The sequence below is a fragment of the Pseudomonas sp. F2 genome (genome assembly GCF_057174385.1).
This window is the reverse complement of sequence record NZ_CM169904.1, coordinates 298,182-321,518: the sequence shown is the minus strand read 5'-3', so window position 1 is coordinate 321,518 and position 23,337 is coordinate 298,182. Positions and strand designations below refer to the sequence as shown.

Annotated in this window: 21 protein-coding genes; 18 read left to right on the top strand and 3 right to left on the bottom strand. The window is 60.7% G+C overall.

Annotation, left to right across the window (positions count from 1 at the left end):
* The first annotated feature begins 364 nt into the window (after nt 1-364).
* The 8 genes from puuE (at nt 365) to AC193Q_RS01435 (ending at nt 8,518) form a co-directional block, all read left to right on the top strand.
* Nucleotides 365-1,291, top strand: a complete 927-nt coding sequence (puuE, locus tag AC193Q_RS01470; protein WP_047292947.1) for an allantoinase PuuE — start codon at nt 365-367, stop codon at nt 1,289-1,291.
* A complete protein-coding gene (gene uraD / locus AC193Q_RS01465; RefSeq protein ID WP_047292945.1) occupies nt 1,288-1,803 on the top strand; it encodes a 2-oxo-4-hydroxy-4-carboxy-5-ureidoimidazoline decarboxylase in 516 nt (171 codons plus the stop codon). Before puuE ends, uraD begins: the two co-directional genes overlap by 4 nt.
* Before the next feature lie 88 nt (nt 1,804-1,891).
* Complete coding sequence (alc, locus tag AC193Q_RS01460; protein ID WP_121184460.1) at nt 1,892-2,887, top strand: allantoicase; 996 nt, start codon at nt 1,892-1,894, stop codon at nt 2,885-2,887.
* Nucleotides 2,888-3,015: 128 nt separating this feature from the next.
* The gene (locus AC193Q_RS01455; RefSeq protein WP_041068829.1) at nt 3,016-3,519 is read left to right on the top strand and encodes an ureidoglycolate lyase; all 504 of its coding nucleotides are present in this window, start codon (nt 3,016-3,018) and stop codon (nt 3,517-3,519) included.
* 51 nt (nt 3,520-3,570) lie between these two features.
* Nucleotides 3,571-4,887 carry a urate hydroxylase PuuD gene (locus AC193Q_RS01450; RefSeq protein WP_041068826.1) on the top strand — a complete coding sequence of 439 codons (1,317 nt, stop codon included), beginning with the start codon at nt 3,571-3,573 and terminating at the stop codon, nt 4,885-4,887.
* 168 nt (nt 4,888-5,055) lie between these two features.
* Nucleotides 5,056-6,414, top strand: a complete 1,359-nt coding sequence (locus tag AC193Q_RS01445; protein ID WP_047292943.1) for a nucleobase:cation symporter-2 family protein — start codon at nt 5,056-5,058, stop codon at nt 6,412-6,414.
* Between the two features lie 159 nt (nt 6,415-6,573).
* Nucleotides 6,574-7,359, top strand: coding sequence for an outer membrane protein OmpK (locus AC193Q_RS01440; protein ID WP_086794739.1), 786 nt, complete (start codon nt 6,574-6,576; stop codon nt 7,357-7,359).
* 373 nt (nt 7,360-7,732) lie between these two features.
* Nucleotides 7,733-8,518 carry an outer membrane protein OmpK gene (locus tag AC193Q_RS01435; protein WP_041068818.1) on the top strand — a complete coding sequence of 262 codons (786 nt, stop codon included), beginning with the start codon at nt 7,733-7,735 and terminating at the stop codon, nt 8,516-8,518.
* A gap of 137 nt (nt 8,519-8,655) precedes the next feature.
* Here AC193Q_RS01435 and AC193Q_RS01430 read toward each other — a convergent pair whose 3' ends face one another.
* Together AC193Q_RS01430 and AC193Q_RS01425 are read right to left on the bottom strand one after the other, a co-directional pair.
* Entirely contained in the window at nt 8,656-9,828 is a 1,173-nt protein-coding gene (locus AC193Q_RS01430; RefSeq protein WP_430291163.1) for a patatin-like phospholipase family protein, read from the bottom strand.
* 35 nt (nt 9,829-9,863) lie between these two features.
* Entirely contained in the window at nt 9,864-10,799 is a 936-nt protein-coding gene (locus AC193Q_RS01425; protein WP_483879069.1) for a lipid A biosynthesis lauroyl acyltransferase, read from the bottom strand.
* A gap of 117 nt (nt 10,800-10,916) precedes the next feature.
* Here AC193Q_RS01425 and minC point away from each other — a divergent pair, with 117 nt between their 5' ends.
* The 8 genes from minC (at nt 10,917) to AC193Q_RS01385 (ending at nt 19,198) form a co-directional block, all read left to right on the top strand.
* On the top strand, nt 10,917-11,654 hold the full coding sequence (minC, locus tag AC193Q_RS01420; protein ID WP_027613349.1) for a septum site-determining protein MinC: 738 nt from the start codon (nt 10,917-10,919) through the stop codon (nt 11,652-11,654).
* A gap of 199 nt (nt 11,655-11,853) precedes the next feature.
* Nucleotides 11,854-12,666 carry a septum site-determining protein MinD gene (gene minD, locus AC193Q_RS01415; protein ID WP_007960626.1) on the top strand — a complete coding sequence of 271 codons (813 nt, stop codon included), beginning with the start codon at nt 11,854-11,856 and terminating at the stop codon, nt 12,664-12,666.
* A complete protein-coding gene (gene minE, locus AC193Q_RS01410) occupies nt 12,666-12,920 on the top strand; it encodes a cell division topological specificity factor MinE (protein WP_003223146.1) in 255 nt (84 codons plus the stop codon). Before minD ends, minE begins: the two co-directional genes overlap by 1 nt.
* A 168-nt stretch (nt 12,921-13,088) precedes the next feature.
* Nucleotides 13,089-13,724, top strand: coding sequence for an RluA family pseudouridine synthase (locus tag AC193Q_RS01405; RefSeq protein WP_007960625.1), 636 nt, complete (start codon nt 13,089-13,091; stop codon nt 13,722-13,724).
* A 179-nt stretch (nt 13,725-13,903) separates the two neighbouring features.
* Nucleotides 13,904-15,193: a M18 family aminopeptidase gene (locus AC193Q_RS01400; protein WP_483879068.1), complete on the top strand. Its 1,290-nt coding sequence runs from the start codon at nt 13,904-13,906 to the stop codon at nt 15,191-15,193.
* Between the two features lie 196 nt (nt 15,194-15,389).
* Complete coding sequence (locus AC193Q_RS01395; protein WP_177327380.1) at nt 15,390-15,566, top strand: hypothetical protein; 177 nt, start codon at nt 15,390-15,392, stop codon at nt 15,564-15,566.
* 77 nt (nt 15,567-15,643) lie between these two features.
* A complete protein-coding gene (locus tag AC193Q_RS01390) occupies nt 15,644-17,797 on the top strand; it encodes a mechanosensitive ion channel family protein (protein ID WP_047292938.1) in 2,154 nt (717 codons plus the stop codon).
* Between the two features lie 66 nt (nt 17,798-17,863).
* Nucleotides 17,864-19,198: an amidohydrolase gene (locus tag AC193Q_RS01385; protein ID WP_483879067.1), complete on the top strand. Its 1,335-nt coding sequence runs from the start codon at nt 17,864-17,866 to the stop codon at nt 19,196-19,198.
* A 1,065-nt stretch (nt 19,199-20,263) separates the two neighbouring features.
* On the opposite strand, the gene AC193Q_RS01380 is transcribed toward AC193Q_RS01385, so the two are convergent.
* Complete coding sequence (locus AC193Q_RS01380) at nt 20,264-20,977, bottom strand: UTRA domain-containing protein (protein ID WP_047292936.1); 714 nt, start codon at nt 20,975-20,977, stop codon at nt 20,264-20,266.
* A gap of 352 nt (nt 20,978-21,329) precedes the next feature.
* Between AC193Q_RS01380 and AC193Q_RS01375 the strand changes: the two genes are divergently transcribed.
* Nucleotides 21,330-22,397: an ABC transporter substrate-binding protein gene (locus tag AC193Q_RS01375; protein WP_047292934.1), complete on the top strand. Its 1,068-nt coding sequence runs from the start codon at nt 21,330-21,332 to the stop codon at nt 22,395-22,397.
* Nucleotides 22,398-22,530: 133 nt separating this feature from the next.
* A complete protein-coding gene (locus AC193Q_RS01370) occupies nt 22,531-23,337 on the top strand; it encodes an alkaline phosphatase family protein (protein ID WP_047292932.1) in 807 nt (268 codons plus the stop codon).

Sequence of the window (23,337 nt, the reverse complement as noted above, 5' to 3'; positions counted from 1 at the left end):
GTAAAAGGAGACCGCACCGATTCGGAGCACGAAAAGCTGCGGCGAGCGACTGATTAAGACACTTTTCAAAAAAATTGTACACAATAAAAACGACATTTTTCGCACCACCCCCGCCATTCGGGTGTTTCACCTTGATCTGCCCATCAAGCGCCAGAGTATTGAACCTCACAGCCATTAGCTGACTGATCAGGCAGGTTTCTTGCAGGCTCACGCCATTAGCAGCAAAAGATGACAGTCGGTGAAAAATGCAAAAATTCAGGCTTACAAATTGCGAATAAAGTTGTATACAATCAGCCCATCGCTGTGACGCCAGCCTGCGCAGGCCGTTACACAAACCTGTCAACGAATAAGAAGGAAGACTGCAGTGAGCGCTGACTACCCACGCGACCTGATCGGTTACGGCAGTAACCCTCCTCACCCACACTGGCCGGGCAACGCGCGCATCGCGCTGTCCTTCGTGCTCAATTACGAAGAAGGCGGCGAGCGCAACATCTTGCACGGCGACAAAGAATCCGAAGCCTTCCTCTCCGAAATGGTTGCTGCCCAGCCGCTGCAAGGCGCGCGCAACATGAGCATGGAATCGCTTTACGAGTATGGCAGCCGCGCCGGCGTCTGGCGGATCCTGAAACTGTTCAAGGAATTCGACATTCCGCTGACCATTTTCGCCGTGGCCATGGCCGCCCAGCGCCACCCGGATGTGATCCGCGCGATGGTCGAAGCCGGCCACGAGATCTGCAGCCACGGCTACCGCTGGATCGACTACCAGTACATGGATGAGGCGCAGGAACGCGAGCACATGCTCGAAGCGATCCGCATCCTCACCGAACTCACCGGCGAACGCCCACTGGGCTGGTACACCGGCCGCACTGGCCCGAACACCCGGCGCCTGGTGATGGAAGAAGGCGGTTTCCTTTACGACTGCGACACCTACGACGACGACCTGCCCTACTGGGAACCGAACAACCCGACCGGCAAGCCGCACCTGGTGATCCCGTACACCCTCGACACCAACGACATGCGCTTCACCCAGGTGCAGGGTTTCAACAAGGGCGACGATTTCTTCGAATACCTCAAAGACGCGTTCGACGTGCTCTACGCCGAGGGCGCCGAAGCGCCGAAGATGCTTTCGATCGGTCTGCACTGCCGCCTGATCGGTCGTCCGGCGCGTCTGGCGTCGCTCAAGCGCTTCATCGAATACGCCAAAAGTCATGAACAGGTGTGGTTCAGCCGTCGCGTCGATATTGCGCGCCACTGGCACGAAACCCATCCGTATCAAGGGGCCACAAAATGAGCCGCTTTCAAACCCTGCAACCGTCGACCCTGAGCCGCGACGCTTTCGTCAACGCTTTCGCCGACATCTACGAACATTCGCCATGGGTGGCCGAGAAGGCCTACGACCTGGGCGCGGACGCTTCGATCGACGAGATCGAAACCCTGCACCAGCGCATGAGCGACATCCTGTTGAGCGCCGATCACGCCAGCCAGCTTGCGCTGATCAACGCTCACCCGGACCTGGCCGGCAAAGCCGCCGTCCAGGGCCAACTGACCGAAGCCAGCACCAATGAACAGGCTGGCGCCGGTATTCACCAATGCACGGCCGAAGAGTTCCAGCGCTTCACCGAGCTGAACGACGCCTACAAGGCCAAGTTCAAGTTTCCCTTCATCATGGCGGTAAAAGGCAGCAACCGGCATCAGATCCTCGCGGCGTTCGAAACGCGCATTCACAACTCGGTCGACACCGAATTCAAATGCGCGCTGGCGGAGATCAACAAGATCGCCCTGTTCCGTTTACTGACTCTCTAGCGAAGCCTGGCCCGAGTGCGTCAAACGCGGAGAGCACCCAGGGCCTTGCAAGCATCCCCAGCCAACTTATTAAAGGCAGACAAGAAGAATGAAAGCTTACGCCGTACCTTTCGAGAAGTTCGTCAACCTGGCCGATGCCCGTCTGGGCACCAAAATCATCTCGGTCACCGATGACTGGTTCGCAGACGCCAATCGTCTGTTTCAGCCGACCCCGGCCGTGTGGAAGGAGGGTGTGTTCGACGACAACGGCAAGTGGATGGATGGCTGGGAATCGCGCCGCAAGCGCTTCGAAGGCTACGACAGCGCGGTAATCCGCCTGGGCGTACCAGGTTCGATCAAAGGCGTGGACATCGACACTTCATTCTTCACCGGCAACTTCCCGCCATCGGCCTCGCTGGAAGCGTGCTTCCTGGCCTCCGGCGAGCCGGACGAAAACACCCAGTGGACTGAAGTGCTGTCGGCCGTCGAGCTGCAGGGCAACAGCCACCACTACCATGAAATCAGCAACGAAAAAGCGTTCAGCCACCTGCGCTTCAACATCTACCCGGACGGCGGTGTCGCCCGTCTGCGCGTGTACGGCATTCCGTTCCGCGACTGGTCCGCAGTTGGCGACAACGAGCAAGTCGACCTGGCAGCAGCCCTCAACGGTGGCCGCGCCCTCGCCTGCTCCGACGAACACTTCGGCCGCATGAGCAACATCCTCAACCCGGGCCGTGGCATCAACATGGGCGACGGCTGGGAAACCGCACGTCGTCGCACCCCGGGCAATGACTGGGTGATCGTCGCGCTGGGCCACCCGGGCGAGATCGAAAAAATCATCGTCGACACCCTGCACTTCAAGGGCAACTACCCGGACACCTGCTCGATCCAGGGCGCGTTCGTCAAGGGCGGCACCGACAGCCAGATCGAAACCCAGTCGCTGTTCTGGCGCGAACTGCTGCCGAGCCAGAAACTGGAAATGCACGCCGAACACACCTTCGTCGAGCAGATCAAGGCACTGGGCCCGATCACCCACATCCGCCTCAATGTGTTCCCGGATGGTGGTGTGAGCCGCCTGCGCGTTTTGGGCAAGGTCGCTAAATAAGGATGAACCCAATCGCTGGCAAGCCAGCTCCCACAGGTTTTGTGAACGCCACAAGTCCACTGTGGGAGCGGGCTTGCCCGCGATGGCGATAGTTCTAACAACACAGAATTTTGGATAAGAAGAACAGCATGCGCACACTACAGATTGAACCGCTGACCAAAGAAGCCTTCGCCCCCTTCGGTGACGTGATCGAAACCGACGGCAGCGACCACTTCATGATCAACAACGGTTCGACCATGCGCTTCCACAAACTGGCGACGGTCGAAACCGCTACGCCTGAGGACAACGCGATCATCAGCATCTTCCGCGCCGACGCGCAGGACATGCCGTTGACCGTGAGCATGCTGGAACGCCATCCGCTGGGCAGCCAGGCTTTTATTCCGCTGCTCGGCAACCCCTTTCTGATCGTGGTCGCGCCACTTGGCGATGTACCTGTATCAGGCTTGGTCCGCGCCTTCGTCACCAACGGCAGGCAGGGCATCAATTACCATCGCGGCGTCTGGCACCACCCGGTGCTGACGATCGAAAAGCGGGATGACTTCCTGGTGGTTGATCGCAGTGGCACAGGCAATAACTGCGATGAGCATTTTTTCAAAGAGGATGAGCGGTTGATCCTCGCCCCCCACCAATAAGAGAAGGTCTGATCACTCGACAACAAGAGTGACAGGCGAGAGGTAAAGACTGTGGAAGCACATCTGTTGGAATGGCTGAACCTGAGCGTGCGCTGGGTTCACATGATCACTGGCGTGGCCTGGATCGGCGCGTCGTTCTACTTCGTCTGGCTGGAGAACAACCTCAACCGCGTCAACCCGAAAACCGGTCTGGCCGGCGATCTGTGGGCGATCCACGGCGGCGGTATCTATCACCTGGAAAAATACAAACTGGCCCCACCGTCGATGCCGGAGAACCTGCACTGGTTCAAATGGGAAGCCTACTTCACCTGGATGTCGGGGATCGCGCTGCTGTGCGTGGTGTTCTACTCCAACCCCGTGCTCTACCTCGTGGCACCCGGCAGCGGCCTGACCGGCCCTGAAGGCGTGGCCATCGGCATCGGTTCGCTGATCGCCGGCTGGTTCATCTACGACTTCCTTTGCGATTCGGCCCTTGGCAAGAAACCGGCCCTGCTCGGCTTCATCCTGTTCGTGCTGATCATCGGCGCGGCGTATGGCTTCAGCAAAGTGTTCAGCGGTCGTGGAGCGTACCTGCACGTCGGCGCGATCATCGGCACCATCATGGTCGGCAACGTGTTCCGCATCATCATGCCGGCGCAGCGTGCACTGGTGGCGGCGATTGCCGAGAACCGCACGCCGGACCCGGCGCTGCCCGCCAAAGGCCTGCTGCGTTCGCGTCACAACAACTACTTCACCCTGCCGGTGCTGTTCATCATGATCAGCAACCACTTCCCGAGCACTTATGGCAGCCAGTACAACTGGTTGATCCTGGCCGGAATCGCGGTGTTGGCGGTGTTGGTACGTCACTATTTCAACACCCGTCACGACAGCCACAAGTTTGCCTGGACCCTGCCCGTGGCAGCGGTGGGCATGATCACCCTGGCGTACGTCACCGGCCCGGCGCCGATGCCGACCGCACCGGACGTGGCCAAGGCACCCGCGAAAATCGAGTACCAACCGCTGCCGGAAACGGCACTGGGCGGTGGCGCGAAACCGGCTGAAGCGGCGGCACCTGCGGCGCCAGCAGCAGCCCCGGCTGCGGCACCGGCGCAAGCGTCCAACGCCGGTCCGGCCTTCGACAAGGTGCACAACGTGATCCAGGAACGCTGCGCGGTTTGCCACTCGGCCAAACCGACCAGCCCGTTGTTCAGCGCGGCACCGGCCGGTGTGATGTTCGACACCCCCGAGCAGATCCGTCAGAACGCGGCGCGGATCCAGGCGCAAGCCATCACCACGCAGATCATGCCACTGGGCAACATCACACAGATGACCCAGCAGGAACGTGACCTGATCGGTGCATGGATCGCCCAGGGAGCCCAGACCAACTAAGCAGTAAAAGCATCGCTGGCAAGCCAGCTCCCACAGGGTTTTGCACTGCCTGTGTGGGAGCTGGCTTGCCAGCGATTAGCCGCAACGCGGTTTACCTGATGCAAAGAAACAGCTGTGAGCAACCCGACAGCTGTTAATCACAAGAATAAAAAAGATCCGAGGTGTTGCATGTCCGAGCTGTCCAAAGCGCGCATCCCCGACGCACCCGCCATTCAGCGTTTGCCCCTTTTGCAACTGATCCTGGTCGGTTTGCAACATGTTTTGCTGATGTACGGCGGTGCCATCGCGGTGCCGTTGATCATCGGACAGGCCGCTGGCCTGAGTCGTGAAGAAATCGCCTTCCTGATCAACGCCGACCTGCTGGTCGCCGGTATCGCCACCATCGTCCAGTCGCTCGGCATCGGCCCGATGGGCATCCGCATGCCGGTGATGATGGGCGCCAGTTTCGCGGCGGTCGGCAGCATGGTCGCCATGGCCGGCATGCCCGGTATCGGTCTGCAAGGGATCTTCGGTGCGACCATTGCCGCCGGTTTCTTCGGCATGCTGATCGCTCCGTTCATGTCCAAAGTCGTGCGTTTCTTCCCGCCGCTGGTGACTGGCACGGTCATCACTTCGATCGGTCTGTCGCTGTTCCCCGTGGCCGTGAATTGGGCCGGTGGCGGAGCCGCCGCGGCGCAATTCGGTTCACCGATTTATCTGGCCATCGCCGCGCTGGTGCTGGCGACCATTTTGCTGATCCACCGCTTCATGCGCGGCTTCTGGGTCAATATTTCCGTGCTGATCGGCATGTGCCTGGGCTACGTGCTCTGCGGCGCCATCGGCATGGTCGACCTGAGCGGCATGGCCAACGCACCATGGGTTCAGTTCGTCACTCCGCTGCACTTCGGCATGCCGAAATTCGAATTGGCGCCGATCCTGTCGATGTGTCTGGTGGTGGTGATCATCTTCGTCGAGTCCACCGGGATGTTCCTCGCGCTGGGCAAGATCACCGGTCAGGAAGTCTGCCCACGCATGCTGCGTCGCGGCCTGCTGTGCGATGCCGGCGCCTCGTTCGTCGCCGGTTTCTTCAACACCTTTACCCACTCCTCGTTCGCACAGAACATTGGCCTGGTGCAGATGACTGGCGTGCGCTGCCGCTCGGTGACCATCGTCGCCGGTGGCCTGCTGATCGTGCTGAGCCTGCTGCCGAAAGCGGCGTTCCTCGTCGCGTCTATTCCACCGGCAGTGCTGGGTGGCGCGGCGATTGCGATGTTCGGCATGGTCGCTGCCACCGGGATCAAGATTCTTCAGGAAGCCGACATCGGTGACCGTCGCAACCAGTTGCTGGTGGCAGTGAGCATCGGCATGGGCCTGATCCCGGTGGTGCGTCCGGAGTTCTTCGCGCATCTGCCGCTGTGGATGAGCCCGATCACTCACAGCGGTATCGCCATGGCCACGCTCAGCGCACTGACCCTGAACCTGCTGTTCAACATCCTCGGCGGCGCCGAACGCGCCGCGATCAACGACTGCCACGCACATCAGCATTAACCAAGTCACCACAAAACCTTGTGGGAGCGAGCCTGCTCGCGAAAGCGTTGTGTCATTCAACAGTGATGGCGACTGACACGCCCTCTTCGCGAGCAGGCTCGCACCCACAGGGGACGTGCAACACCCTGCCTCAACAATAAAAACAAGAGGGAGCAACCGATGATTCGCACGCAAACCAACGTTCTGTTGAGTGGCGGCCTGCTGGCCGCGAGTCAGGCCATGGCCGGCGATTTACTGCTGTGGCAGACCAACAGCCTGAGCTACCTGTACGGCAAGAACTTCGCGATCAACCCGTCGATCCAGCAGACGGTGACGTTCGAGCACGCCGACAAGTGGAAGTACGGCGACAACTTCCTGTTTGTCGACAAGATCTTCTACAACGGCCAGGAAGACCGCAACAAAGGCCCGCACACCTTCTACGGCGAATTCACCCCACGCTTCTCGTTCGGCAAGATCTTCGACCGGAAAATCGAATTCGGCCCGATCAAGGACGTGCTGCTGGCGATGACCTACGAGTACGGCGAAGGCGACAGCGAAGCCTACCTGATCGGCCCCGGCTTCGACCTGAAAGTGCCCGGCTTCAACTACGTGACCCTGAACATTTTCCGCCGCCAGACCGAAGGCCCGCGCCCCGGCGACGGCGTCTGGCAGATCACCCCGGGCTGGTCGTACAGCGTGCCGCTGGGCAACTCCGACCTGCTGATCGACGGCTATCTGGACTGGGTGGTCGACAACGATCAGAACTCGCGCGGCACTTACCACGCCAACCTGCACATCAATCCGCAGATCAAATACGACCTCGGCAAAGCCTTGGGCTGGAGCCAGAAGCAGCTGTACGTCGGCACCGAATACAGCTACTGGAAGAACAAATATGGCGTCGAAAGCAGTCACAACCTCGACACCAACCAGAACACCGCCAGCCTGCTGGTGAAGGTGCACTTCTGAGATGGCCCGCAACCGTGCCCCATACCTGTCGTCGGTGCTCTGTTGCGGGGCACTTGAGAGCTGGCCGAGGAGTCAGTATTCTCCGCGGCCTCTTGAATTCGGTCTAAAAAAAAGCCCGGATTTAATTCCTGACCGACGGGCCAACTTATCCCGGCCCCGGCCAGTACCGAGGCATCCCGAAAACACGCGCAATCGACTGTTTTTCAGCAGCCGAACGGGCGTTTTTTTGCTTTTCGAAAGCGTTGGCCCAGCTCTTGCTATCACCAGCGAAGCTGACCGATCGGATGACTTTTGCAGCAATGAAAAAAGGCGCCACACCAGAGCGCCGATCTTAAAAAAATAAACGTGGAACACCTACTTTGGGAGCAACCGAATGAAACGTATGTGCACCAGCCTGATGCTCGCGGGATCGATGCTGGCCGGCGGCCAGGCCATGGCCGATGGCCTGCTGCAATGGCAGAACAACAGCCTGACCTACCTCTACGGCAAAGACTTCAAGGTCAACCCGGCGATCCAGCAGACCGTCACCTTCGAGCACGCCGATGCCTGGAAGTACGGGGATAACTTCCTGTTCATCGACAAGATCTTCTACAACGGCAAACCAGACGGCGGCGTCGGCAACAACACCTATTACGGTGAGTTCCAGCCGCGCATCTCGCTGGGCAAAGTCCTCGACCAGAAGCTCGAGTTCGGTCCGATCAAAGACGTGCTGCTGGCGATGACTTACGAGTTCGGTGAAGGCGACGTCGAGTCGTACCTGATCGGTCCTGGCTTCGACTTGGCGATCCCGGGTTTCGACTACTTCCAGCTGAACTTCTACCAGCGCCACACCGACGGCTCGCGTCCGGGTGACAACGTCTGGCAAATCACCCCGGTCTGGTCCTACACCATCCCGGTCGGCAGCTCGAACGTGCTGATCGACGGTTACATGGACTGGGTGGTCGACAACGACGTCAACAGCAAAGGCGAATACCACGCCAACCTGCACTTCAACCCGCAGGTCAAATACGACCTGGGCAAGGCGCTGCATTTCGGCGAGAAGCAGCTGTACGTCGGTGTTGAATACGACTACTGGAAAGACAAGTACGGGATCGACGACACCCGTGGCTTCACCACCAATCAGAACGTGACCAGCTTCCTGGTGAAGTTCCACTTCTGATCCTGGTATCGCTGGCGTCTGCAAGGACGCCATCGCTGGCAAGCCAGCTCCCACAAGGTTATGTGTCGTTCACTTTTTTGTGCCCATCCAAAAACCTGTGGGAGCTGGCTTGCCAGCGATTCGCCGTACCGCAAATCTCAGGCCGGAACCACCGACTCGGTGATCCCCAGAAACCGGCACAATTCCTCGCGCTTGGCCAACGCATCGCGCCGTCCCAGGTCGATCAGCTCGCTGCAATACCCCGCCTCGAACAGCAGATAACTCAGCACCCCTGCCCCACTCGTTTTCGTCGCCCCCGGGCCGCGCAGGAACAGGCGCAACGCCGCCGGTAACTCCTGGCGATGCCGCGCGGCGATCTCGTCGATCGGCTGACTCGGCGCAATCACCAGCACGTCCACTGGCGCTACCCCCAGTTCGCGAGTCGGCACGCCATCGGGCATCAGTCGACTGAACTGGTTCAGACGCTGGAGCAACTCGATGTCGCTTTCCAGACTGTCAATAAACGTGCTGTTGAGCATGTGCCCGCCGATCTGCGCCAGGGTGGGTTGCTGACCGGTGTAGGCACGCTCCAGCGGCTGCTGCGGATCAAAACCGCGCGGGTTGCCGCTCACCCCCACCACCAGCACCCGACTCGCGCCCAGGTGCAGCGCCGGACTGATCGGTGCCGATTGGCGCACTGCGCCGTCGCCGAAATATTCCTCACCGATTTTCACCGGGGCAAACAGCAACGGGATCGCCGAACTGGCCAGCAAATGATCCACCGACAATTGCGCCGGCACGCCGATCCGTCGATGGCGCAACCACGCATCGATCTTGCCGCCGCCCTGATAAAAGGTCACCGCCTGCCCCGACTCGTAGCCGAACGCGGTCACCGCCACCGCATGCAATTGCTTGCGGGCGATGGATTCGGCGATGCCGGGCATGTGCAGTTTTTCATTGAGCAGGTCGCGCAGCGGCGAACTGTTGAGCAGCGCCACCGGCAGTTGCCGACCGATGCCGAGCAGGCTGTGACTGACAAAGCGGCTGGCCTGACGAATCACCCCGGGCCAGTCACTGCGCAACACCCGATGGCTGCGAAAGCCCTGCCAGAACAGCGTAAGGCGTTCGATGGCCGCGCGAAAATCGGTGGCGCCGCTGGCCAGGCTGACCGCATTGATCGCCCCGGCCGAAGTGCCGACGATCACCGGAAACGGATTGTCCGCGCCCAGCGGCAGCAATTCGGCAATCGCCGCCAGCACCCCCACCTGATACGCCGCCCGAGCCCCGCCGCCGGAAAGAATCAAGCCTGTGACCGGTTCAGCTGGGCTCATCGCAACGCTCCGTGGTGCTTGAAAGGGTGAGTGAATCAGCCGCGCCGTTTCGGGTAAAGCTTCGGCTCGCCCGGTGGACGGCTCTTGAAGCGGCGATGCGCCCACAAGTATTGCTCAGGGCAGGCGCGCAAGGCGCTTTCCACCCACTGGTTGATGCGGATGCAGTCGGCCTCTTCGGTTTCCCCCGGAAAGTCTTCCAGCGGCGGATGAATCACCAGCTTGTAACCGCTGCCGTCGGCCAGACGCTCCTGAGTGAACGGCACCACCAGCGCTTTACCCAACCGGGCGAATTTGGTGGTCGCGGTCACGGTCGCTGCCTGAATGCCGAACAGCGGCACAAAGATACTCTGCTTGGCGCCATAGTCCTGATCCGGCGCGTACCAGATCGCCCGGCCCGAACGCAGCAGCTTGAGCATGCCGCGCACGTCGTCACGCTCCACCGCCAGCGAATCGAGGTTGTGCCGCTCGCGGCCGCGACGCTGGACGAAGTCGAACAACGGGTTCTTGTGCTCGCGGTACATGCCGTCGATGGTGTGCTGCTGGCCGAGCAGCGCCGCGCCGATTTCCAGGGTGGTGAAGTGCGCGGCCATGAGGATCACGCCTTTGCCTTCGCGCTGGGCCTTTTGCAAATGCTCCAGGCCTTCGACGTGAGCCAGTTTGGCCAGACGCTCACGGGACCACCACCAGCTCATCGCCATTTCAAAAAACGCGATGCCGGTGGAGGCGAAGTTTTCCTTGAGCAGACGCTTGCGCTCGGCGGCGGATTTTTCCGGGAAGCACAGCTCCAGATTGCGTTTGGCGATGCGCCGCCGGTCGCCGGCCACGCGATACATCAATGCGCCCAGCACACGACCGATCGTCAGTAACAGCGCATAGGGCAACTGCACGACCAGCCACAACAGCCCCAGACCGCACCAGAGCGGCCAGAAGCGGGGAGAAAGATAGGCTCTTCGAAAACGCGGGCGATCCATTAAAGCTTCCGTAAATTCAGTGGCCGCGCATTCTACATCGTTCGACCCGGCTTGCGGCTCGCGGGCGTTCTCGTTATAAGTCTCGGCACTTTTAGTGACAAGCCGTTGTATGCCGATATGAGCCAAAACGAATCGCCAGACCGAGATCCCGTGTTCCAGTTGAAGGGCAGCATGCTGGCCATTACGGTGCTGGAACTGTCCCGCAACGACCTCGACAGCCTTGATCGGCAACTGGCCGCCAAAGTCGCCCAGGCGCCGAATTTCTTCAGCAATGCGCCGCTGGTCCTGGCGCTGGACAAACTGCCGCCCGGCGAAGGCGCGGTCGATCTGCCCGGGCTGATGCGCGTGTGCCGCCAGCATGGTCTGCGCACCTTGGCGATCCGCGCCAGCCGTATCGAAGACATCGCCGCCGCCATCGCCATCGACATCCCGGTGCTGCCGCCGTCCGGTGCCCGTGAGCGGCCGCTGGAAGCCCCGGAACCGGAAGTCAAAAAGAAGCCGGAAAAGCCGCCGGAGCCGACGGTCAAACCGACCCGCGTCATCACCACGCCAGTACGTGGTGGCCAACAGATATACGCCCAGGGTGGCGATCTGGTCGTGGTGTCGTCGGTCAGTCCGGGGGCGGAACTTCTGGCCGATGGCAACATCCATGTATACGGCCCGATGCGCGGTCGCGCCCTGGCCGGCGTCAAAGGCGACACCAAGGCGCGGATTTTCTGTCAGCAATTGAGCGCTGAACTGATCTCCATCGCCGGGCATTACAAGGTTTCCGAAGATTTGCGCCGCGATCCACTGTGGGGCTCCGGTGTACAGGTCAGCCTGTCGGCCGACGTGTTGAACATCATTCGGCTTTAACGGATACTGCCGCATTTTCCAAGCATCTCTAAAACGTAGCGAAAACGGCTCAAACGAAGTAGGAAAAAGGATCAAGGAGCGTTTGCCCCCGGCAAGTGCGACTTGCGCCGAATTCCAGCCAAGGCTGTCCGACTGCAGTAGTTTTCAAGAGATGTTTTTCAGGGGCTAAACAGTCCTTCTTCCTTAGGGGTGAAACACCTTGGCCAAGATTCTCGTGGTTACATCCGGCAAGGGTGGTGTGGGTAAGACCACCACCAGCGCCGCTATCGGTACCGGCCTCGCTCTGCGCGGCCACAAAACAGTGATCGTCGACTTCGACGTGGGCCTGCGTAACCTCGACCTGATCATGGGTTGCGAGCGTCGCGTGGTGTACGACTTCGTCAACGTGGTCAACGGCGAAGCCAACCTGCAGCAGGCCCTGATCAAAGACAAGCGCCTGGAAAATCTCTACGTACTGGCCGCCAGCCAGACCCGCGACAAAGACGCGCTGACCCAGGAAGGCGTGGAAAAAGTCCTGATGCAGTTGAAGGAAGACTTCGACTTCGTGGTCTGCGACTCCCCGGCGGGCATCGAGAAAGGCGCGCACCTGGCGATGTACTTCGCCGACGAAGCGATCATCGTGACCAACCCGGAAGTATCCTCGGTACGTGACTCGGACCGCATGCTTGGCCTGCTGGCCAGCAAATCGCGTCGTGCCGAACTCGGCGAAGAGCCGATCAAGGAACACCTCCTGCTGACCCGTTACAACCCGCAGCGCGTCAGCGATGGCGAAATGCTGGGCGTCGAAGACGTGAAGGAAATCCTGGCCGTGACCCTGCTGGGCGTCATCCCTGAGTCGCAGGCAGTCCTGAAGGCTTCCAACTCGGGTGTCCCGGTGATTCTCGACGACCAGAGCGATGCCGGTCAGGCCTACAGCGATGCCGTTGATCGTCTGCTGGGCAAAGAAAAAGAACATCGTTTCCTCGATGTTACGAAGAAGGGATTCTTCGAGCGCCTGTTTGGAGGTAGGTAATGAACCTTTTTGACTTCTTTCGTGCCAACAAAAAGCCAAGTACCGCCTCGGTAGCGAAAGAGCGTCTACAGATCATCGTGGCGCATGAGCGCGGCCAGCGCAGCACACCGGATTACCTGCCAGCCTTGCAGAAGGAACTGGTCGACGTGATCCGCAAGTACGTCAACATCGGCAACGACGACGTACATGTTGCACTGGAAAGCCAGGGCAGTTGCTCGATTCTGGAACTCAACATCACCCTGCCTGATCGCTGAGTCGATCCGGCAGTCGCTACGGCGGCTCGGGCTGTTGATGCTCGTGTAGGCGCTGCCGAAGGCTGCGATCTTTTGATCTTCAACATCAAAAGATCGCAGCCTTTGGCAGCGCCTACAGGGTTATCAACAGTCTGAGCCGCCGTTGGCATTTGTTACGAGGCTGTTTTAATGCCGTTGTCCAACATCCGCATCATCCATCAGGACGCCGCTGTACTGGTGGTCGACAAGCCGACCTTGCTGCTCTCGGTGCCCGGTCGCGCCGACGACAACAAGGACTGCCTGATCACCCGCCTGCAGGAAAACGGCTACCCGGAGGCGCGTATCGTCCATCGCCTGGACTGGGAAACCTCCGGCATCATTCTGCTGGCCCGTGACGCCGACACCCACCGCGAACTGTCGCGACAGTTTCACGACCGCGAAACCGAAAAGGCCTACACCGCCCTGGCCTGGGGTCAGCCGGAACTGGACAGCGGCAGCATCGATCTGCCGCTGCGCTACGACCCACCGACCAAACCGCGCCACGTGGTCGACCACGAATTCGGCAAACACGCACTGACCTTCTGGCGCGTACTGGAACGTTGCGGCGACTGGTGCCGCGTCGAACTGACGCCAATCACCGGGCGCTCGCACCAGTTGCGCGTGCACATGCTGTCCATCGGGCACCCGTTGCTGGGCGACGGGCTCTACGCCCACGAACAGGCCCTCGCCGCCTGGCCGCGCCTGTGCCTGCACGCCAGCATGCTCAGCTTCACCCACCCGCAAACCGGCGAACGTCTGCGCTTCGAATGCCCGGCACCGTTCTGACAAGCACCACCGAGCCCATGTGGGAGCGAGCCTGCTCGCGAAAGCAATTGATCAGTCAGCATCAATGTTGAATGTCATAGCGCTTTCGCGAACAGGCTCGCTCCCACAGGGGATCCTGTCCGGATTCAATTCCCCGGCCGATGCGTTAAACTCGCGCCCATTGCTGTCTGGAGCTTCTTATGCGCGAAGAGTTGAACCAAGGCCTGATCGACTTCCTCAAGGCCTCCCCTACCCCGTTCCACGCCACCGCCAGCCTTGTTCAGCGTCTGGAGGCCGCCGGTTACGTGCGCCTCGACGAGCGCGAGCCATGGACCACCGAGGCCAACGGCCGCTATTACGTCACCCGTAACGACTCCTCGATCGTCGCGATCAAAATGGGCCGCAACTCGCCGCTGCACGACGGTATCCGTCTGATCGGCGCCCACACCGACAGCCCGTGCCTGCGGGTCAAGCCGCAACCGGAACTGCAACGTCAGGGCTTCTGGCAACTGGGCGTTGAAGTGTACGGCGGCGCACTGCTGGCGCCGTGGTTCGACCGCGACCTGTCGCTGGCCGGCCGCGTCACCTTCCGTCGCGACGGCAAGGTCGAAAGCCAGTTGATCGACTTCAAGGCACCGATCGCGATCATTCCCAACCTGGCGATTCACCTCAACCGTGAAGCCAACCAAGGCTGGGCGATCAACGCACAGACCGAGCTGCCGCCGATACTCGCGCAGTTCGCCGGTGACGAGCGCGTCGACTTCCGTGCGGTACTGACCGATCAACTGGCTCGCGAACACGGCCTGAACGCCGACGTGGTGCTGGATTATGAGCTGAGTTTCTACGACACCCAGAGCGCGGCGATCATCGGCCTGCATGGCGACTTCATCGCCGGCGCGCGCCTGGACAACTTGCTGTCCTGCTACGCCGGCCTGCAAGCCCTGCTCAGCGCCGACACCGAAGAAACCTGCGTGCTGGTGTGCAACGATCACGAAGAAGTCGGCTCCTGCTCGGCGTGCGGCGCCGATGGCCCGATGCTCGAACAGACCCTGCGCCGCCTGCTGCCGGAAGGCGACGAGTTCGTGCGCACCATTCAGAAATCGCTGCTGGTCTCGGCCGACAACGCCCACGGCGTACACCCCAACTACGCCGAGAAGCACGACGCCAACCACGGCCCGAAACTCAACGCCGGCCCGGTGATCAAGGTCAACAGCAACCAGCGCTACGCCACCAACAGCGAAACCGCCGGATTTTTCCGCCACCTGTGCATGGCCGAAGAAGTGCCGGTGCAGAGCTTCGTGGTACGCAGCGACATGGGTTGCGGTTCGACTATCGGCCCGATCACCGCCAGCCACCTGGGCGTGCGCACCGTCGATATCGGCCTGCCGACCTTCGCCATGCACTCGATCCGCGAACTGTGCGGCAGCCATGACCTGGCACACTTGGTCAAAGTGCTGAGCGCGTTCTACGCCTCCCGTGAATTGCCGTAATCGCTAAACGATCATCTCTCGGGATGATCACAAATCCCTGCAGGGGCTGCCGCAGGCTGCGATCTTTTGATCTTGTTTTTTGCAGTTCAAAAGCAAGATCAAAAGATCGCAGCCTGCGGCAGCTCCTACACAGATCAATACAGCTTCAATGAAACCGACCTAGACTTACATCATCCCCTTCGACAAGGCAGTCTCCATGATCTCGATGTCTTCGTTCCACGCCATGCTCGTCCCGATCCTGAGCGGGATGATCCTGCTGGCGATCGGCTTCAACTTCCGCGACAAGAACGCCGGTGTGTTTGCCATGTGGATCGGCATGCTGATGATCCTGGCGACCGTGGTCTACAAGATCCTCGCCAAACTCAACGAATAAATCCGCGCCCGGCTCGCATTGATTCTGACTGCCTCGTACACTCGCTCAATTCGCCCCTTTGCGAGGTTGACCGCCTAGTGTTCGCTCGTCTGTTTGCTCTGCCATGCCTGTTCCTTGTCTGCCTGATGACGCTGCTGCCGCTGGCCCCCGCTCACGCGGTGGGCTTGCCGGGACTGCTCAACTCCACCAAGGCGCAGCCCGAGGCGCAGGAACCGTTGGGCCAGTCGCTGGATGAAGTCATCAAGTCGCTGGAAAACGACAAGCAACGTGCACAGTTGCTGAGCGATCTGAAAAAGCTGCGCGACGCCACAAAGAAAGCCCAGGTTTCACCGGAAGAAGGCGTGCTGGGCCTGATTGGCGGCACGCTGGCCAGTTTCGAGAAGCAGTTCTCCGGCGACGACAGTCCGCTGACCCGCTGGTCCGACGAGTTCGACCTGGCCAAGGACGAACTCGATAACCTGATGTTGCCAGCCAGCGAGTGGCTGCCGATCATCTTCGGCTTCGCGGTGATCCTGATGGTCTGGAGCCTGCTCGCCGCCGCGCTGATCTGGCTCGGTCACCGGGTGCGCATGCGCTTCGGCCTGACCGAAGAACTGCCGCAGCACCCCAAGGCCCTCGACATGTTGCGCTTCGCCCTGCGCAAGCTCGGGCCATGGCTGATCGCGTTGGTCATCACCGTTTACATGAGCTACGCGCTGCCGTCGTCATTGGGCAAGAGCCTGGCGATGGTGCTGGCGTATGCGCTGGTGGTCGGCACCTGTTTCTCGGCGATCTGCGTGATCGCCTTCTCGCTGCTCGACGGCCCGCACCGGCACCGGGCGCTGTACATCCTGCGGCATCAGGCGTTCCGTCCGCTTTGGCTGATCGGCAGCTTCGCCGCGTTCGGTGAAGCGCTCAACGACCCGCGCCTGGTGGAAAGCCTCGGCGTGCATCTGGCGCACACCACCGCGACCGTCACCAATGTCCTCGCGGCGCTGTTCACCGGGCTGTTCATCCTGCGTTTCCGCCGGCCAATCGCCCATCTGATCCGCAACCAGCCATTGTCCCGTCGCCTGACCCGCCGCGCCCTCAGCGACACCATCGATATCCTCGGCACCTTCTGGTACGTGCCGGCGCTGGTGCTGGTCGGGATTTCGCTGTTCGCCACCTTCGTCTCCGCCGGCGACACCAGCACCGCCCTGCGCCAGTCACTGATCTGCACGGTGCTGCTGGTGATGTGCATGGTGATCAACGGTCTGGTGCGCCGGCACTCACTCAAACCGCAACGCGGGCCGAAGCGCCATGCCTTGTACTCGGAACGCCTGAAAAGCTTCTTCTACACCCTCGCCCACCTGCTGGTGTGGCTGATCTTCATCGAACTCGGCCTGCGCGTATGGGGCAAATCGCTGATCGGCTTTGCCGAGGGCGAAGGCCACGACGTCAGCGTCAAACTGTTCAGCCTGATTGGCACGCTGATTTTCTCCTGGCTGATCTGGATCCTCGCCGACACCGCCGTGCATCACGCCCTCACCCGCTCGCGCAAAGGCCTGGCGAATGCCCGCGCGCAGACGATGATGCCGCTGATCCGCAACGTGCTGTTCGTGGCGATTTTCATCATTGCGCTGATCGTCGCCCTGGCGAACATGGGCATGAACGTCACGCCACTGCTGGCCGGTGCCGGTGTGATCGGTCTGGCCATCGGTTTCGGTGCGCAATCGCTGGTGGCGGATTTGATCACCGGCCTGTTCATCATCATCGAAGACTCGCTGGCCATTGATGACTACGTCGATGTCGGCGGGCATCTGGGCACTGTCGAAGGCCTGACCATCCGCACCGTGCGCCTGCGCGACATCGACGGCATCGTTCACACCATCCCGTTCAGCGAAATCAAAAGCATCAAGAACTACTCACGGGAATTCGGCTACGCGATCTTCCGCGTGGCGGTGCCGTACAACATGGAAATCGACGATGCGATCAAACTGATGCGCGAAGTCGGCCAGAAAATGCGCACCGACCCGCTGCAACGGCGCAACATCTGGTCGCCACTGGAGATCCAGGGCGTGGAGAGTTTCGAGTCCGGCAGCGCCATTTTGCGTGCGCGCTTCAAGACCGCGCCAATCAAGCAATGGGAAGTTTCCCGGGCCTTTAACCTGTCGCTCAAACGCCATCTGGACGAGGCCGGGCTCGATCTGGCGACGCCACGCATGAGCGTGCAGGTCATCACTGCCGGTGGTGGCCAGCCGAAGGAATAGCACTTCGCGCAGACACTCGGGTCACAGGCAGGGAAGCCAGAAAAACAATAACCATGGAGAAACCCGATGCAGCTGACACGTATCGCCCAGACCGTTCTGTTCACCCTGCTGGCCGGCACCGCCAGCGCCGCCACCCTGGACAGCACCCGCGAACAGATCGCCGCGCAAGCCAAGGCACTTGAGCCGCAACTGCTGGAAACCCGCCGCGACATCCACGCCCATCCGGAACTGGGCAACACCGAAACACGCACCTCTGAACTGGTCGCCAAACAGCTCAAGGCCATGGGCCTGGAGGTCAAAACCAACGTCGCCCGCACCGGCGTGGTCGCCATCCTCAAAGGCGCCCTGCCCGGCCCGACCGTGGCCCTGCGCGCCGACATGGACGCACTGCCGGTCAAGGAAGTCGCCGACCTGCCCTTCGCCTCGAAAGCCAAAGGCACCTACCTCGGCAAAGAAGTCGACGTGATGCACGCCTGCGGCCACGACGCCCACATTGCGATCCTGTTGAGCACGGCGAAAATCCTCACCGGTCTGCGCGACACCCTGCCCGGCACCGTGGTGTTCTACTTCCAGCCCGCCGAAGAAGGCCCGAGCGACTTCATCCCCGACGGCAAGAACACCTGGGGCGCAAAAATGATGGTGCAGGAAGGCGTGATGAAATCACCCAAACCCGACGCCGTATTCGGTCTGCACGTCTGGGCCGGAGTTCCCGCCGGCCAGATCGCCTACCGCCCCGGCGCCACCCTGGCCAGCTCCGACGACCTGCGCATCAAAATCCTCGGCAAACAAACCCACGCCGGCCGCCCGTGGGACGGCATCGACCCGATCACCGTCGGCGCGCAAACCATCGTCGGTCTGCAAACCGTGGTCAGCCGCCGCACCGACATTTCGTCTTACCCGTCGGTGGTCAGCATCGGCACCATCAATGGCGGCACCCGCTACAACATCATTCCCGAGTCCGTGGACATGAGCGGCACCATCCGCTCCTACGACTACGGCATCCGCCAGAAACTCCACGCCGACGTACGCCAGACCATCGAAAACATCGCCGAAAGCGGCGGCGCGAAAGCCGACGTGACCATCATCGAAAAATACGACCCCACGATCAACAACCCGACACTGACGGAAAAAATGCTGCCGACGTTGAAGTGGGCAGCCAAGGATGACGTGGTCAATGCGCCGCTGGTGGGCGGCGCGGAAGACTTCTCGTTCTTCGCCAAGGAAGTACCGGGGTTGTTCGTATTCCTCGGCGTCACACCACGGGATCAGGACATGAGCAAGGCCGCGCCGAATCACAATCCGGGGTTCTTTGTGGATGAGTCGGCGCTGGTGGTTGGAGTGAGGACCATGGCGTCGCTGGCGACGGATTATTTGTATGGGAATGCTGAGGCGGCCAGATAGAGATGAAGTGATTGTGGGGGCGACTTCGCGAGCAGGCTCGCTCCCACAGTGGGAATGAGTGTATTCAGTTGGAAATTGGTCGGCTCTCAGGCCGCCTTCGCTGGCAAGCCAGCTCCCACGATGGGAATGGGTGCGGTCTGTTGGAGATTGGTCGGCTCTCAGGCCGCCTTCGCTGGCAAGCCAGCTCCCACAGTGGGAATGGGTGCGGTCTGTTGGAGATTGGTCGGCTGTCAGGCCGCCTTCGCTGGCAAGCCAGCTCCCACAGGTGGATTGGGTGTGTTCAGTTGGAAATTGGTCGGCTGTCAGGCCGCCATCGCTGGCAAGCCAGCTCCCACAATGGGAATGGGTGCGGTCTGTTGGAGATTGGTCGGCTGTCAGGCCGCCTTCGCTGGCAAGCCAGCTCCCACAGTGGGAATGAGTGTATTCAGTTGGAAATTGGTCGGCTGTCAGGCCGCCTTCGCGAGCAGGCTCGCTCCCACAGGTGGATTGGGTGTGGGCAGTGGGAAATTGGTCGGCTGTCAGGCCGCCATCGCTGGCAAGCCAGCTCCCACAATGGGAATGGGTGCGGTCTGTTGGAGATTGGTCGGCTGTCAGGCCGCCATCGCTGGCAAGCCAGCTCCCACAGGTGGATCGGGTGCGGTCTGTTGAAAATTGGTCGGCCCGCAGGCCGCCTTCGCCAGCAGGCTCGCTCCCACAGAAAACCAAAGCAGTCCAGTCAGACCGCATGCTTTTCACCATTCAACAGGATGAGCGTTAGCTCGGCTGCAGCTCTTGATCTTGATCCACGGGCGACGTCGGAAGGCTGAGTGGAGGGATTGATCCGGGCTGGGAGCGCAGCGACCGTTTGGCGCAGCCAAACACAGCGAGAGGAGGTGCAGCGAAGCAAACCGTAGGCGCTGCCCCCGGAACAATCCCGGAGCGAAGGAACCCCGAGCCCCAGCGAGCGGGCCGAACGCAGGAGCAAGCGTTTTTGGTTACTTTTGAGGCGTTTGTCAAAAGTGACCCGCCGTAAGGGCGGAACCCTAAGCCGCCGTTACCGCAGCAACGGATATTCACCCAAAACCATCAAACCACATCAACCCCAACGTGAATCGCATCATGCCGCCAAAACTCCAGATCACAATCAATCAACCGCTCATGCTGATCATAATTGACCCGAGCAATCCGTAACCCCGGACTCCCCACAGAAACCCGCAAAGCCGCCGCCGCATCCACCGCCAACGACGTCGGCACAATCTCGAACCGCACCCGCCCATAGTGCAAATCGTAATGCCGCGCATACAACTCGGTCATCGACTGATTCAAATCGAACCCCAGAATCCCCGGAAAATACTGCGGATTCAGATAATGCTCCACATACAGCACCAGCCGCCCGTCAATCCGCCGCGACCGGCAAATCTGGATCACGCTGGACAACGCCGGCAACTGCAACCACGCACACACCGCCGCCGAAGCCGGCTGCAGACGCGCGGAAATCACCTCGGTCGACGGCACCCGGCCCTGCGCACTGACCATCGCGTGAAAGTGACTGCGCTGCATCAGGTTGTACGCCAGACGCGGCGGCGAAACGAACCAGCCTCGGCGCTCCTCGCGATAGATCTGCCCCTGTGCCTCCAGTTGCAACAACGCCTCACGCACCGTGATGCGCGTGGTGCCGAACAACTCACTGAGCTTGCGCTCGGCCGGCAACTTGCTCCCGGGCGCGAGCAGGCCGTGATCAAGTTGCTCCTGCAGCACCTGACCAATCGCTGTCACCGCTTTTGTTGCCTCATCGCGCATCAACGTTACCTATCTGGACTAGACCAGCACTGTTTCGGGGCAAAAACCGTACGGCCTGCAAGCCGTTTCCATGTCTTGCAAGCCTAGGCAGTGCAGATGACCGAGAGATGACAAACCCGCCCGACGGTCGCCTTCATGACTTGCAATACCTCGGCCAAGTGCCTTGTCTGCCGGGGCTTTGACCTTGGTCTACGCTTAGCGGGCAAGCGCCGAAACCGGGCCAATAAAAGGCCTGCCGGGCGACCGCCGACATCAAAGTGTCATCCAGCCCCCTTAAATTGGCTCAGGTATTGCTGACCTAGACCAACACAAACCGCAATCGCAGCGTTGAACACGACCAAGGAGCTTCGGAATGAAACAGCTTTTCCTGGCAACACTGTTAGGCTCGACCATTGCAATGTGCACCGCCGCCATGGCGGCCGACACCGATCTGAAAACCCTCGAAGCCGCTGCGAAAGCGGAAGGCGCCGTCAACAGCGTCGGCATGCCCGATGACTGGGCAAACTGGAAAGGCACCTGGGAAGACCTGGCCAAGACCTACGGCCTGAAACACATTGATACCGACATGAGCTCGGCCCAGGAAATCGCCAAGTTCGCCGCTGAAAAAGACAACGCCACCGCCGACATCGGCGACGTCGGCGCCGCCTTCGGCCCGATCGCGGTCAAGCAGGGCGTGGTGCAACCGTACAAACCGAGCACCTGGGATCAGGTGCCGGCCTGGGCCAAGGACAAGGACGGCAACTGGGCATTGGCCTACACCGGCACCATCGCCTTCATCGTCAACAAGAAGCTGCTGCACGGTTCCGAAGTACCGACCAAATGGGCTGACCTCAAGGGTGGCAAATACAAGGTTTCCATCGGTGACGTGAGCACCGCCGCGCAAGCCGCCAACGGCGTACTCGCCGCGGCCCTGGCCAACGGTGGCGACGAGAAGAACCTCCAGCCGGCCCTGCTGCTGTTTGCAGACATCGCCAGGCAAGGTCGCCTGTCGATGGCCAACCCGACCATCGCCACCATGGAAAAAGGCGAGATCGAAGTCGGCGTGGTCTGGGACTTCAATGGTCTGAGCTACAAGGCCAAGATGGCCAACCCGGATGACTACGTGGTGCTGATCCCGTCCGACGGCTCGGTGATTTCCGGCTACACCACCATCATCAACAAGTACGCAAAAAACCCGAACGCCGCCAAGCTGACCCGCGAATACATCTTCAGCGACGCCGGCCAGACCAACCTGGCGCGCGGCAACGCCCGTCCGATCCGTGCCGAACATCTGCAACTGCCGGAAGACGTGAAAGCCAAGCTGCTGCCAAACGAGCAGTACAAGAAGGTCACGCCAATCAAGGACGCCGACGCGTGGGAAAAAACCTCCAAGGCCCTGCCGCAGAAGTGGAACGAAGAAGTCATCGTCGAGATGAAGTAATCCTTCATCTGTAGGAGCTGCCGCAGGCTGCGATCTTTTGATCTTGCTTTTAAAAGGCAGAGTCAAAAGATCGCAGCCTGCGGCAGCTCCTACATTGAACGATCCAAGTTTTGTTTTCGGAGTTTTTGCCCCTATGAAGCACAACGTCATCCTTGTCGTGCTCGACGGTCTCAACTACGAGGTCGCGCGGCACGCCATGGGGCATCTGCAGGCTTACGTTGGCGCAGGACGCGCCGCGCTCTATCAGTTGGAGTGCGAGTTGCCGGCCCTGTCCCGACCGCTTTACGAATGCATCCTTACTGGCGTGCCGCCGATCGACAGTGGCATCGTCCACAACAACGTCGCGCGTCTGTCCAACCAGCGCAGCATCTATCACTACGCCCGCGACGCCGGTCTGAAAACCGCCGCAGCGGCCTATCACTGGGTCAGCGAGCTGTATAACCGCTCGCCGTTCGTCGTGGCCCGCGACCGGCACACCGAAAACCTGTCATTGCCGATTCAGCACGGCCACTTCTACTGGAGCGATCACTACCCGGATTCGCACCTGTTTGCCGATGCGGAAAACCTGCGTCTGCGCCATGCGCCGAACTTTCTGCTGATTCACCCGATGAACATCGACGACGCCGGCCACAAGCACGGCCTCGACTCCACGCAATACCGCAACAGCGCACGCTCGGCGGACATCATCCTCGCCGACTACCTGCAAGGCTGGCTCGATGCGGGCTATCAGGTGCTGGTCACCGCCGACCACGGCATGAACAACGACCGCTCGCACAACGGCCTGTTGCCGGAAGAACGCCAGGTTCCGCTGTTCGTTTTCGGTGACGCCTTCAGCTTCAATATTGATGCCGCGCCGAAACAAACCGAGATCTGCGGCACCGTCTGTGAACTGCTCGGCGCCCCCCACGACAAACCTGTATGCCGGGAGCTGCTCAAGTGA